A 12,466-nucleotide genomic window follows, 5' to 3' on the forward strand; every position below is an offset into this window, starting at 1 on the left:
CGACTGAAGTCGCCGTTCGCTTTTCATCCGTGCTTTAAAAAGACACGGCTTTCAAGCTCTCGTCCTTTTCTCGTAAGACCCTTTCCCAACCCCGGCCTCCCCCGGGTGCATCTGACAACTTCGGGCTCGATGCCCGAATTTAAAATTTTTTGAAAAAAAAAATTAAGAAATGTTAAAAATTTCGCTTTTTTTTGGGGGGTTGTTGCTTTTTCGCTTGACTTCCGGTATTATTTTAGATAATGGGAGTGGTGGTCAAATTTTTATTTTTGTCACCACTCCCATTATGGAGCTTTATGTCAATAGTTTACCGCAAATCGTCGCCCCCCGTCAACCCCTTTCGCCGCCAAAATTTCGAGTTTTTTTTTCAGTCTCCCGAGACACTCCGAATGGTGTCGCGCAGTCGATCGCCGAGTTCCCCGTATTCGTCGGCGTTCAAAACGGGAGAAGACCGGGCGATAGAGACGGCGGTTTCCAACTCGATCCACGACCGGCATCCCCCGTAGGCGTCCCGATAGGGAATTTCCACGGGGTCGAGAAGTTTGTAACTTCTCAGCAATAGAATATGCAGGGGTTTTTGGGGTTTCCAGTTGAGGCGATCGCCCAAAAATGTCCGGTTCCAAATGATGAAATTTGACAGGGCGTCCGCCACCGTTTCCGCCCGGGACGTTTCCCAACTGAAAAGATCGGTAATTTCCGCCCAACTGCCGACTCGGACGCGATCGGGATGCCACCCCGACGGCACGGGTTCCACAGAATCCCGGTATTCGGGTTTGAGCCAGTCGGGCTTCTGATGCTCGAAAGTCGGATACAATAGCACCGGGTTGAAATCGACGCCGAAGCGCCCCCCCCGTTCCCGGATGCCCCCTTTGCGGACCAGCACGGCGGTTTCCCCCGCTTCCAGGGCGTTGACTGCCACGTTCCATTCTTTGAGGGCGGCGGATAAAAATCTCTCCGGAGACATATCTTGAGGTGGGAATTGTACGGCGCGATCGCTTTTTTCTTAAGATAGTGAAGAATTGAATATCTGACAATATTTTGAGGAGTTCAAATTATGGAAACGCGATCGCTCGGCACGTCGGACATTCAAATGACGCCCGTCATTTTGGGGACCTGGCAGGCCGACACGGGGGGATGGCGCGGGGTCGATGAGTCGGAACTCGTCCGGGCGATCCGCGATGCCGTCGAGGCCGGTATCACCACCATCGACACGGCGGAAGTTTACGCCTCGGGCCGTTCGGAACAACTGATCGCCGAGGCGGTGTCGGATCTCCGCGATCGCGTGGTCTACGCCAGCAAGGTTTTCGCCGACCATTTGAAATACGACCAGGTTCTGGCCGCCTGCGATCGCTCCCTGAAACGTCTCAAGACCGATTATATCGACCTCTACCAAATTCACTGGCCTTCGGGAGCGTTCAACAGCGAAATCGTCCCCATCGGCGAGACGATGGACGCCCTCAACACGCTGAAAGAAAAAGGGAAAATCCGCGCGATCGGGGTGTCGAATTTTTCGCGATCGCAGATGGAAGAAGCCGCCCGCTACGGCCGCATCGACAGCCTGCAACCCCCCTATTCCCTGTTTTGGCGGGACGTGGAACGGGAAACGATGCCCTACTGCGTGGAAAACAACATTTCGATTTTGGCCTACTCTTCCCTGGCCCAGGGACTCCTGACCGGAAAGTTCGGACCAGACCACCAGTTTCAGGAGGGGGACCACCGCAACAAAAATAAACTCTTCCAAAACCCGGACCACTACCGCCGCGTCCAAGAGGCTCTCGATCGCCTGCGTCCGATCGCGGCCGAAAAGGGCTGTACTTTGGCGCAGTTGTCCCTGGCGTGGCTGATCGCCCGACCCCGAACCCACGCGATCGCCGGGGCGCGAAATAGCAGCCAGGTGGAGCAAAATGTCAAGGCGGCGGAGGTGCGCCTGTCCCCGGAAGATCTCGAGAACATCGACCGGATCGGGCGGATCGTCACCGACCACCTCGAAGAAGATTATCCCATCATGTGGAATTTTGGCTGAGTCTCTCCAGGATCGCGATCGCCGGGTGTGGGGAAAGTCAAATGTCAAAAATTCCCGATTCCCCATTCCCGAAATTACAGCGCCGTTCGCTGTGTCGATTATTAATTATTAATTATTAATTATTAATTGATAAAGTACAATCGTAAAAATACGGTTGTGCTTTGTTGATTGTTTGTGAAGTATCTCGGAGGGTGTAGATCGCCCGGAAACCTATCGAGATTGAAACATTTCCCGGGACTCCTGCCGGACTTTTCCGGTCATCGCGGCGACTTGAAGGTTGGCGAAGGCATCGAGGGCATCCCCGTCATTTTGGGTAGTTTTCAACATCTGCCGGAGTTGGTTTTCCGCCTCCAAGCTCAAAAAGCCCGTGGCGATCGCATTTTGGACGACATCGCGAATACAGATCATGGTAAAAATACGGAGTTTGAACGACTTTATCTGTGTCAAGTATCTGCATTTTCATGCAGGCGATGTGTGATTTTGATACAGCCCCACCTGTGATATCACCCCCAAACGGGCGGTGACGGTCGCCGATTCGTAAGCCCGAAACCCCTTGCACTCAGGAATTTCAGGCAAAAGCAACCCCGATCCATTCGGCGATCGGGGGGTAACAAAATCAATCCAACGGTAGGGGCGATTCGGAAATCGCCCCCGCTATTGACTACATCTAGAACAAGGTGCGTTCCGGTTCGTAGGACGATTCGTAGGACGTGATCGCCTTCATGTACTGCGCCCGTTCGTAAGCCGACTCATCATCGCAGTGGCGCTGGGACATCGAACCCTGCATCTGCTTCACCGACTCGTATTCGTACTCTTCCATCCAGCGCTTGATCTCATCTTCCATCACCCGGATGTAGCCGATGCCGTGCCGCAGCAGGGCCGAACAGACGTGGGTGACTTTCGCCCCCGCCATCAACATCTTGATGGCGTCGTGGCCCCGGGCGATGCCGCTCGTCGCCGCCAAATCCGCATTGATGCGGCCGTACAGGATCGCAATCCAGCGCATCGGCAGGCGCATATCGTGGGGGGAACTCAGCACCGAACCCGCCTCCGCTTCCAATTCCTCCGGGTTGATATCCGGCTGCAAGAAGCGGTTGAACAGGGCCAGACCGTCCGCCCCGGCTTCGTCCAACCGCTTCGCCATGTTCGCCATGTTGCTGAAAAACGGACTCAGCTTCATGGTGACCGGGATCGTCACCTCCGCCTTCACTTCCCGCAGGGTAGTGAGGTAGTTTTCCTCCACCTGGGCCCCGCTCATGTCGAAATCCGTGGGGACGTAGTAGATGTTCAACTCGATCGCGTCGGCCCCCGCTTCCTGCATCAGTTGGGAATATTCCACCCAACCCCCGGAGGAGAAACCGTTCAAACTGGCGATAATCGGAATGTTCACCGCCGCCTTAGCCGCGCGGATATGTTCCAGATACAGTTCCGGCCCGACGTGAAATTCGTCCGGTTCCGGGAAATAGGTCAGCGCTTCGGCGAAACTGTTAGTCCCGTACTCCAAATGGTGGTGCAGTTCAAATTTTTCCCGCAGCAGTTGTTCCTCAAACAGGGAGTGCAGCACCACCGCCGCAGCGCCGGCGTCCTCCATGCGCCGGATATTGTCCACATCCTCCGACAAAGGGGCGGCCGCGGACGGGACGATGGGAGTCCGCAAGTTCAATCCCAAATAAGTCGTACTCAAATCCATGATCTTAGTCCTCGTGAAAATTAGGATGTCGGGTGTGGGGGAAGCTGAGGAGGCAGAGGAGGCGGAGGTAAGCGGAGGAAGCAGAGGAAGTTCCGAAAGAAACGGCCCCTCTAAATCCCGACTCCCTAATACCGACTCCCGACTCCCTCACTCCCCCCCCGCTTCGTTTAGCTGGTCGGAGTCGATTGGCTTTCGCCCTCGGCTTCGGCCGGCGTGCCGTGGCCGTTACCGTTGCCGTCCAGGGGACGGTTAGCCAGATATTGGTACATCTGCCAGCGGGTGTTCACGTCTTCCTGGGCCTCCTTGAGCAGCCGTTTGGCGTCGATGGGCTTGGTTTTGGTGAGCATCTTGAAGCGGTTTTCCGCGTACATGGATTTTTCGATGGTTTTCTTGGGCGATCGCGAATCCAGCAGCAGCGGGTTCTTGCCCTGGGTCTTCAATTCGGGATTGTAGCGGTACAGCAGCCAGCGCCCGCTTTCGACGAGGGCCTTCTGGTGGGTCATCGCCGTCGCCATATTGATACCGTGGGCGATGCAGTGGCTGTAGGCGATGATCAGGGACGGCCCGTCGTAAGCCTCCGCCTCCAGGAACACCTTCAGGGTGTGTTCATCCCGCGCCCCCATCGCCACGCAGCCGACGTAGACGTTGCCGTAGGTCATGGCGATCAAACCCAAGTCCTTCTTGGGCGACGGTTTGCCACCGGCCGCGAACTTGGCGACGGCCCCCCGCGGCGTGGCCTTGGAGGACTGGCCGCCGGTGTTGGAGTAGACCTCCGTATCCATCACCAGGATGTTGACGTTGCGGCCGCTGGCGATGACGTGATCCAAACCGCCGTAGCCGATATCGTAGGCCCAGCCGTCCCCGCCGACGATCCAGACGGATTTTTTAACCAGGTAGTCGGCGACACTGAGCAACTGTTTGGCGTCGGGGTCGTCGGACCCTTGCAGTTTTTGTTTCACCTGTCCGACGAGTTCCCGCTGCTCCCAGATGTCCGCCTCGGATTTTTGCGGGTTGTTGACGATTTTCGCCACCAGTTCGTCCCCGACGGTCGATCCCAGTTTTTGCAGCAGTTCCGACGCGAAGCCGGTGTGCTTGTCGATGGACAGGCGGAAGCCGAGGCCGAATTCGGCGTTGTCTTCAAACAGGCTATTCGACCAGGCTGGGCCGCGGCCGTCGGCGTTTTGCGCCCAGGGGGTGGTGGGCAGGTTGCCGCCGTAGATGGAGGAGCAACCCGTGGCGTTGGCGACGACCATGCGATCGCCGAACAGTTGGGTCGCCAGCTTGATGTAGGGGGTTTCCCCGCAGCCGGCACAGGCGCCGGAGAACTCGAACAGGGGCTCCTGCCACTGCTGCTGCTTGATCAGGTCAGACCGCAAGTTGCGACGGTCGGGGTTGGGCAAATTCAGGAAATAATCCCAGTTTTCCCGCTCTTGAGTCCGCAGCGGCGGCTGGTATTCCATGTTGATCGCCTTCTTGGAGGGCATGGACTTGTTCTTGGCCGGACAGACATCCACACACACGCCGCAGCCCGTGCAGTCTTCCGGGGACACCTGGATGGTGAATTTTTGGCCGGAGAAAGCCTTATCTTTGACGGCCGTTGATTTAAATGTTTCCGGGGCGTTTTCCAGGGCGCCTTCGTCGTAGGCCTTACCGCGAATGACGGCGTGGGGACAGACCATAATGCACTTGCCGCACTGGACGCACACATCCGGGTCCCAGACGGGGATTTCCTGGGCGACGTTGCGTTTCTCCCATTTGGAGGTGCCGGTGGGGTAGGTGCCGTCGCAGGGCAGTTGACTCACCGACAGTTGGTCGCCCTGGCGGGAGAGCATCATGCCTTCGACTTCCCGCACGAAATCGGGGGCGCTCGCCGGGACGGGCGGCACCATGCGGACGTCGCTGTTGACTTCCCCGACGTTGACCTCGAACAGGTTTTCGAGGGTGTTGTCCACGGCCTGCAGGTTCATGCGGACGATTTCCGCCCCTTTCTTGCCGTAGGTCTTTTCGATCGCTTTCTTGATTTTCGCGATCGCTTCATCCCGCGGCAGTACCCCGGCCAGGGCGAAGAAGCACACCTGCATGACGGTGTTGATGCGGTTGCCCATGCCACTGTCCCGGGCCACTTTGTTGGCGTCGATGACGTAGAATTTCAGACCCTTGCGGACGATGGGTTCTTGAATTTCGATCGGCAGGCGACTCCACACCTCATCGGGTCCGTAGGGGCTGTTGAGCAGGAAGGTGGCCCCGTCGGCGGCTCCGTCCAGGACGCTGAGTTTTTCCAGGAACGTCCACTGGTGGCAACCCACGAAGTTGGCCTGGTTGATCAAATAGGTGGAGCGGATCGGATCGGGTCCGAAGCGCAGGTGGGAGACGGTGACGGCGCCGGATTTTTTGGAGTCATAGACAAAATAGCCCTGGGCGTAGTTGGCGGTATCGTTGCCGATGATCTTGATGGAGTTTTTGTTGGCGCCCACGGTGCCGTCCGACCCCAGGCCGTAGAACATGGCGCGGATGACGCTGTCCGGTTCGGTGGAGAAACTGGCATCGAAGGGGAGGGAGGTCTGGGTGAGGTCGTCGTTGATGCCGATGGTGAAGTGGTTTTTGGGTTTGTCTTGGCTGAGGTTGTCGAAGACGGCTTTCACCATTGCCGGGTTGAACTCTTTGGAGGAGAGCCCGTAGCGGCCGCCGACGATTTTGGGCGCGGTGCCTTCCCAGGATTCGCTGATGGCGGTGACGACATCTAGATAGAGGGGTTCGCCGCTCGCGCCCGGTTCCTTGGTGCGGTCCAAAACGGCGATCGCTTTCACGGTTTCGGGCACGGCACCGAGGAAGGCGCTGGCGTCCCAGGGCCGGTACAGGCGCACTTTCAGCACACCGACTTTTTCGCCCTGTCCGGTCAGGTAATCTACGGTTTCGTGGGCGGTTTCGCAGCCGGAACCCATTAAAATTACCACGCGATCGGCGTCGGGGGCGCCGTGGTATTGGAACAGTTTGTATTCCCGTCCGGTGAGTTCGGCGAATTTGTCCATCGCGTTCTGGACGATTTCCGGACAGGTGTTGTAGAAGGGGTTGACGCTTTCCCGGGCTTGGAAGAAGACGTCCGGGTTCTGGGCGGTGCCGCGCAATACGGGGCGATCGGGGGTGAGTCCCCGGGCGCGGTGGGCGTAAACGTCCTCGTCGTCGATCATCGCCCGCAGGTCGCTGCGTTCGAGGAGTTCGATTTTCTGCACTTCGTGGGAGGTGCGGAACCCGTCGAAGAAGTGGACGAAGGGGACCCGGGCCTTCAGGGTGCTGGCGTGGGCGACCAGGGCCAAATCCTGGGCTTCCTGAACCGAGGCCGAACACAGCAGGGCGCAGCCGGTGGCCCGGATCGCCATCACGTCGCTGTGATCCCCGAAGATGGACAGGGCCTGGGCAGCCACGGAACGGGCGGCGACGTGGAGGACGGCTGAGGTCAGTTCCCCGGCGATTTTGTACAGGTTGGGGATCATTAGTAATAATCCCTGGGAGGCGGTGAAGGTCGTCGTCAGGGACCCCCCTTGCAGGGAGCCGTGGACGGCACCGGCCGCGCCACCTTCGCTCTGCATTTCTACCACCGACGGCACCGTTCCCCACAGGTTCGGCTGCCCTTCGGACATCCAGGCGTCGGCCCATTCGCCCATCGGCGAAGAGGGGGTGATCGGATAAATGGCGATCACTTCGTTGAGCGGGAAGGCGACGCGGGCGACCGCTTCATTCCCGTCCAGGGTCGTATATTGTCTCGTGTTCATGCTGAAAATCCTCTCGTTGCTTCAGATAGTGTCCGGTCAAAAAAACAGTGATTTTGTCGCGATCTCGGTCGGGTCTTTTTGTTGGGCGAACTCCGTTTCTATCTTGCCCCCCGCGATCGCTAAAATTCTGTAATTTAACCCACAAAAAATTGACTCATCATTTCCCCATACTTTGACACCAATATTCCTGCTGCGTTGGTTGTCCGATTCGGCCGGTCTTTTTCGTTCAGTCAGACTCCAATGGTTAAATCTTTGTTAAGGATCGGCCCCCGTCTGACTGCCTCCTGCCTTACACTTTCAATCATCTAATAAATTGCCCGAAACCGAAATCGGGTCTTAACACTTTTTAACCGAATTTCACCATCTGTTGTAAATCGGCTAAGGTTTGTAACGCTTCCGCCTCGTCCACCCGGCTCAGGGCGAAGCCCACGTGGACCAAAACGTAGTCCCCCACCTCGGCTTCCGGCACGTAAGCCAGGTTCACCACTTTGACGACACCGCCAAAACTGACGCGACCTGTCCTCAGCAACGGGTCTTCTCCGGAGAGACTGAGTAATTTTCCGGGCACGGCGAGACACATAAAAATACCATCCGTCGGTTTACAATTCTTATTGCGGGACCGTCAGCCCCGAAATCCCGACCCGACCCCTCAGCCGTCCGCTGGGGAACGCCGCGATCGGGCGTGAAATTCTTTGAATTATTTTAAGACTTTTTTCCCGGGCTTTCCTTTATACTTAATATTTAGAACAGAATTTTGGATTCGTTCAAGTCCCAAAAGATTTGGAGATAAACAACCCTACAGTTGCTTTGGGGATGGGTCAAACAATGGAATTTTCCCCCGAAGCCGAGATTTGTCATCAAGAGCAAATATCGACCCCATCGAGAACGACGGCGATCGGTCAAACCGGCCGTCGCCGCGATCGCCGCGATCGGGTTGAAACCGTGTAGAAATTACCGCAAAGTCGCCATGCAATCTCCGACCGAAACCGCCCCGAAAGCCGGGAAAACCCAGGCCGCCTCCGGACACCCCAGCGGTGACAAGCGTTTCAAAGTCCTCGACATCACCATGAAACGCAGCCAGTTCCGCCAGGACGCCCTGATCGAAGTGCTCCACAAAGCCCAAGAAGCCTTCGGATACCTCGAAGAAGACGTCCTCATCTACGTCGCCCGAAAGCTGCAACTCCCCCTGAGCCAGGTCTACGGCGTCGCCACCTTCTACCACCTGTTTTCCCTCAAACCCAGTGGCGCCCATACCTGCGTCGTCTGCCTCGGCACCGCCTGCTACGTCAAAGGCAGCGGGGAAGTGCTCGCGGCCCTGGAAGAGAAAACGGGGATCAAATCCGGGGAAACCACCCCCGACGGCCAAATTTCCATCGTCACCGCCCGCTGTATCGGCGCCTGCGGCATCGCCCCGGCGGTCGTCTTCGACGGCAAAGTAGCCGGCCAGCAGGGCCCCGAGGCCGCCGTCGATCGCCTGAAACAGTGGCAGGGCGACCCCAGTTGACCCCCCGCCACGTCCAACCATCGAGAGAGGAGATCCGATATATGGAATTGAGTGAACTACTCGAACTCGCCGAAAAAGAACGCCACTCCCACAAAAGCATCCGCGTCCACTGCTGCACCTCCACCGGATGTCAGGCATCCGAGTCCGTCGAGGTCAAAAAAGCAATGGAAAAGGCCCTCAAACAGGCCGGACTCGAAGATCGGGTGCAGGTCGTCGGTGTCGGCTGCATGGGATTTTGCGGCCGCGGCCCGATGGTGGAAGTCGAACCCGAGGGCATCCACTACGAAAAAGTCACCCCCGAAGACGCCCCCTCCATCATCGAAGCCCTCAACGGCGGCGAAGCCAAAGCCGTCCGGGGCGACCCCGACCACCCCTTCTTCAGCCGCCAGTTGAAGATCGTCCGGGAGTTCAGCGGCAAGATCGACCCCGAAAAAATCGGCGAATACCTGGCCGTGGGCGGCTACCAAGCCCTTTACCACGCCATTTATGAAATGAGTCCAGAAGAGGTGGTGGCCGAAATCACCCAGTCCGGGTTGCGGGGACGCGGCGGCGCCGGCTACCCCACCGGCCTGAAATGGGCCACCGTCGCCAAGATGCCCGAGGGCCAGAAATACGTCATCTGCAACGCCGACGAGGGCGACCCCGGCGCCTTTATGGACCGCAGCGTATTGGAAAGCGACCCCCACCGGATTTTGGAAGGAATGGCGATCGCCGGTTATGCCGTCGGCGCCACCCAAGGCTACATCTACGTCCGGGCCGAATATCCCCTCGCCATCACCCGCCTACAAAAAGCCATCCAGCAAGCCAAACGCCAGGGCTTCTTGGGCGCCCAAATCTTGGGTTCCCCCGTGGACTTCAGCATCGATATCCGCGTCGGCGCCGGAGCCTTCGTCTGCGGCGAAGAAACCGCCCTCATCGCCTCCATCGGCGGCGGACGGGGCGTACCTCGACCTCGCCCCCCCTACCCAGCCGTCTCCGGCCTGTGGGACCGCCCCACCTTGATTAACAACGTGGAGACCCTCGGCAACATCGCCCCCATCATCCGCAACGGCGCCGACTGGTACGCCGGCATCGGCACCGAAAAGAGCAAGGGCACCAAAATCTTCTCCCTGACGGGCAAAATCCGCAACAATGGGCTGATCGAAGTGCCGATGGGCATCACCCTGCGGGAGATCGTCGAGGAGATGGGCGGCGGCATCCCCGGCGGCTTGAAAGTCAAGGCCGTCCAGACGGGCGGACCCTCGGGGGGGTGCATCCCCGCCGACTTGCTCGATACCCCCGTTGATTACGAATCCCTCGCCAAGCTGGGGTCGATGATGGGGTCCGGCGGCATGGTGGTCATGGACGAAAACACCAGCATGGTGCAGGTCGCCCAATTCTACATGGAATTCTGCCGGGGGGAAACCTGCGGCAAGTGCATCCCCTGCCGGGCCGGGACCGTGCAGATGTACCAGTTGCTCACCAAACTCCTCAACAAACAGGCCACCAACGGCGATTTGGAAAAACTCAAGCAGTTGTGCGACATGGTGAAAGCCACCAGCCTCTGCGGTCTGGGACAGACAGCCCCCAACCCCGTCACCAGCACCCTGCACTATTTCCCGGAGGAATACACGGAGTTGATCCAAACCCCCAACGGTAAAGTTGCGGCCCGTTAATTCATTTCACCCCAATATTTACAAGTCACTCGGAGAAATCATTGATGTTTTGCGAACAATGCGAACAAACCGCCAGCGGCCAGGGTTGCCACCAGTGGGGCGCCTGCGGTAAGGGACCCGACGTCAACGCCGTCCAGGATCTGCTGATTTACTGCCTGCGGGGCATCGCCCCCGTCGCCCTGAAAGCCAAGGAACTGGGCATCGACACCCGCGATGTGGACGTGTTTACCTGCGAGTCCATGTTCGCCACCATGACGAACGTCAACTTCAATCGCAAACGCTTTTATACCTACATCCGGGAGGCGATCGCACTGCGGGAAAACCTGAAAGCCCGGGTGGAGGAGGCCCGCGACACGGCGATCGCCTGGTCCCCCGCCGTCCAATACCAGCCCGACTGGACGGAAAGTTTGGTCGCCCAGGGAGAAGAAATTTCCCGCGACTTCATCGCCGAATCCAGCGACAACATCGATATTTTCTCCCTCAAACTCACCACCCTCTACGGCATCAAGGGGCTGGCGTCCTACGCCTTCCACGCCCAAGAACTCGGCCAGGAGGACGATCGCGTCTACACCTTCTGCCACGAAGCCCTGGCTGCCCTGGAAAACCCCGATCTGGGGTTGGAAGACTGGGTCAATCTGGCCCTGAAAGTCGGGGAAATGAACCTGCGGGCGATGGAACTCCTCGACGCCGGCCACACCAACCACTACGGCCACCCCACCCCCACCGTCGTCCCCCTGAACGCCAAAGCCGGGAAAGCCATTTTAGTCTCCGGCCACGACATCAAACAACTCGAAGCCCTCCTCAAACAGACCGCCAACACCGGCATCAACGTCTACACCCACGGGGAACTCCTCCCCGCCCACGGCTACCCCATCCTCAAACAAACCTACCCCCATTTATACGGTCATTATGGGACCGCATGGCAGAACCAGACCAAAGATTTTGCCAAATTCCCCGGCCCCATCGTGGTGACGACCAACTGCCTGATGCCGCCCCACGAAAACTATGAGGACAAACTGTTCAGCATCGGCCCGGTGGGATATCCCGAGATCGCCTACCTCGAAGATGTGGCGGACGACATCCCCGACTTCACCCCCGTCATCCAAAAAGCCCTGGCCATGCCGGGATTCGCCGAAGACGGGGAGCCCCGCCAGGTGAAAACCGGCTTCGCCCGGAATGCAGTGCTAAATGTCGCCGATCGCATCATCGAAGCAGTCCAACAGGGCAAAATCCGGCACTTCTTCCTCGTCGGCGGCTGCGACGGCGCCAAACCCGATCGCAACTACTACACCAACTTCGTGGACCAGGTACCCGAAGATTGCGTCGTCCTCACCCTCGCCTGCGGAAAATTCCGCTTCTTCGACAAGGAAATGGGCGAAATCGGCAGCATCCCCCGCCTCATGGACGTGGGACAGTGCAACGACGCCTACTCCGCCATCCAGATCGCCCTGGGACTCGCCCAGGCCTTCGAGATGGACGTGAACGAACTGCCCCTGTCGATGATCCTGTCCTGGTACGAACAAAAAGCCGTGGCGGTCTTACTGACCCTCCTCTATTTGGGTATCAAAGACATCCGCCTCGGACCCACCCTCCCCGCGTTCATTTCCCCCAATGTCTTCGCATTGCTGTCCGAAAAATACCACCTCCAACCCATTACAACTCCCGAGGAAGATTTGGCCGCCTGCTTGGGATAGGAATCGGGAGACAGAAGGTGGGGGCAACCGTCCCCGGTTGCCTCCCAAACTGGGATCGATGGCAAGGGCAGGCACAGAGGCACTGCCCCCACCAATCACCCTATGTCCCCGGTTGCCTCCCCAACTCGGACCG

General features: G+C 58.3%; 9 protein-coding genes. 4 read left to right on the forward strand and 5 right to left on the reverse strand.

Features of this window, described 5'->3' with window-relative positions; all coding sequences use genetic code 11:
* Positions 1 to 364 precede the first annotated feature (364 nt).
* Positions 365 to 961, reverse strand: a complete 597-nt coding sequence (locus LKE08_RS02845; RefSeq protein WP_324702679.1) for a DUF1802 family protein — start codon at positions 959 to 961, stop codon at positions 365 to 367.
* A 90-nt stretch (positions 962 to 1,051) separates the two neighbouring features.
* Here LKE08_RS02845 and LKE08_RS02850 point away from each other — a divergent pair, with 90 nt between their 5' ends.
* On the forward strand, positions 1,052 to 2,020 hold the full coding sequence (locus tag LKE08_RS02850; RefSeq protein ID WP_324702680.1) for an aldo/keto reductase: 969 nt from the start codon (positions 1,052 to 1,054) through the stop codon (positions 2,018 to 2,020).
* A 210-nt stretch (positions 2,021 to 2,230) separates the two neighbouring features.
* Here the strand turns inward: LKE08_RS02850 and LKE08_RS02855 are convergent, their stop codons facing one another.
* From LKE08_RS02855 to LKE08_RS02870, 4 genes are all read right to left on the reverse strand, one after another.
* Positions 2,231 to 2,428: a hypothetical protein gene (locus tag LKE08_RS02855; RefSeq protein ID WP_324702681.1), complete on the reverse strand. Its 198-nt coding sequence runs from the start codon at positions 2,426 to 2,428 to the stop codon at positions 2,231 to 2,233.
* Positions 2,429 to 2,687: 259 nt separating this feature from the next.
* Positions 2,688 to 3,710, reverse strand: a complete 1,023-nt coding sequence (locus LKE08_RS02860; RefSeq protein WP_324702682.1) for a dihydroorotate dehydrogenase-like protein — start codon at positions 3,708 to 3,710, stop codon at positions 2,688 to 2,690.
* A gap of 167 nt (positions 3,711 to 3,877) precedes the next feature.
* Entirely contained in the window at positions 3,878 to 7,480 is a 3,603-nt protein-coding gene (gene nifJ, locus LKE08_RS02865) for a pyruvate:ferredoxin (flavodoxin) oxidoreductase (protein ID WP_324702683.1), read from the reverse strand.
* A gap of 346 nt (positions 7,481 to 7,826) precedes the next feature.
* The gene (locus LKE08_RS02870; protein WP_324702684.1) at positions 7,827 to 8,060 is read right to left on the reverse strand and encodes a HypC/HybG/HupF family hydrogenase formation chaperone; all 234 of its coding nucleotides are present in this window, start codon (positions 8,058 to 8,060) and stop codon (positions 7,827 to 7,829) included.
* A 387-nt stretch (positions 8,061 to 8,447) separates the two neighbouring features.
* Here LKE08_RS02870 and hoxE point away from each other — a divergent pair, with 387 nt between their 5' ends.
* Genes hoxE through hcp form a run of 3 tightly spaced genes read left to right on the forward strand, consistent with a single transcriptional unit; the run spans position 8,448 to position 12,333 of the window.
* Positions 8,448 to 8,984: a bidirectional hydrogenase complex protein HoxE gene (gene hoxE, locus LKE08_RS02875; RefSeq protein WP_324702687.1), complete on the forward strand. Its 537-nt coding sequence runs from the start codon at positions 8,448 to 8,450 to the stop codon at positions 8,982 to 8,984.
* A gap of 41 nt (positions 8,985 to 9,025) precedes the next feature.
* Positions 9,026 to 10,639: a NuoF family protein gene (locus tag LKE08_RS02880; protein ID WP_324702685.1), complete on the forward strand. Its 1,614-nt coding sequence runs from the start codon at positions 9,026 to 9,028 to the stop codon at positions 10,637 to 10,639.
* A 44-nt stretch (positions 10,640 to 10,683) separates the two neighbouring features.
* Positions 10,684 to 12,333, forward strand: a complete 1,650-nt coding sequence (gene hcp / locus LKE08_RS02885) for a hydroxylamine reductase (RefSeq protein WP_324702686.1) — start codon at positions 10,684 to 10,686, stop codon at positions 12,331 to 12,333.
* Positions 12,334 to 12,466: the final 133 nt, after the last annotated feature.

Source organism: Lyngbya sp. CCY1209 (assembly GCF_035615495.1).
Classification (GTDB): domain Bacteria; phylum Cyanobacteriota; class Cyanobacteriia; order Cyanobacteriales; family Microcoleaceae; genus Limnospira.

Bases quoted from the DNA above. Each gene is read 5' to 3' on its own strand.
- LKE08_RS02845 (WP_324702679.1), bottom strand. From the start codon at position 961: ATGTCTCCGGAGAGATTTTTATCCGCCGCCCTCAAAGAATGGAACGTG.
- LKE08_RS02850 (WP_324702680.1), top strand. From the start codon at position 1,052: ATGGAAACGCGATCGCTCGGCACGTCGGACATTCAAATGACGCCCGTC.
- LKE08_RS02855 (WP_324702681.1), bottom strand. From the start codon at position 2,428: ATGATCTGTATTCGCGATGTCGTCCAAAATGCGATCGCCACGGGCTTT.
- LKE08_RS02860 (WP_324702682.1), bottom strand. From the start codon at position 3,710: ATGGATTTGAGTACGACTTATTTGGGATTGAACTTGCGGACTCCCATC.
- nifJ (WP_324702683.1), bottom strand. From the start codon at position 7,480: ATGAACACGAGACAATATACGACCCTGGACGGGAATGAAGCGGTCGCC.
- LKE08_RS02870 (WP_324702684.1), bottom strand. From the start codon at position 8,060: ATGTGTCTCGCCGTGCCCGGAAAATTACTCAGTCTCTCCGGAGAAGAC.
- hoxE (WP_324702687.1), top strand. From the start codon at position 8,448: ATGCAATCTCCGACCGAAACCGCCCCGAAAGCCGGGAAAACCCAGGCC.
- LKE08_RS02880 (WP_324702685.1), top strand. From the start codon at position 9,026: ATGGAATTGAGTGAACTACTCGAACTCGCCGAAAAAGAACGCCACTCC.
- hcp (WP_324702686.1), top strand. From the start codon at position 10,684: ATGTTTTGCGAACAATGCGAACAAACCGCCAGCGGCCAGGGTTGCCAC.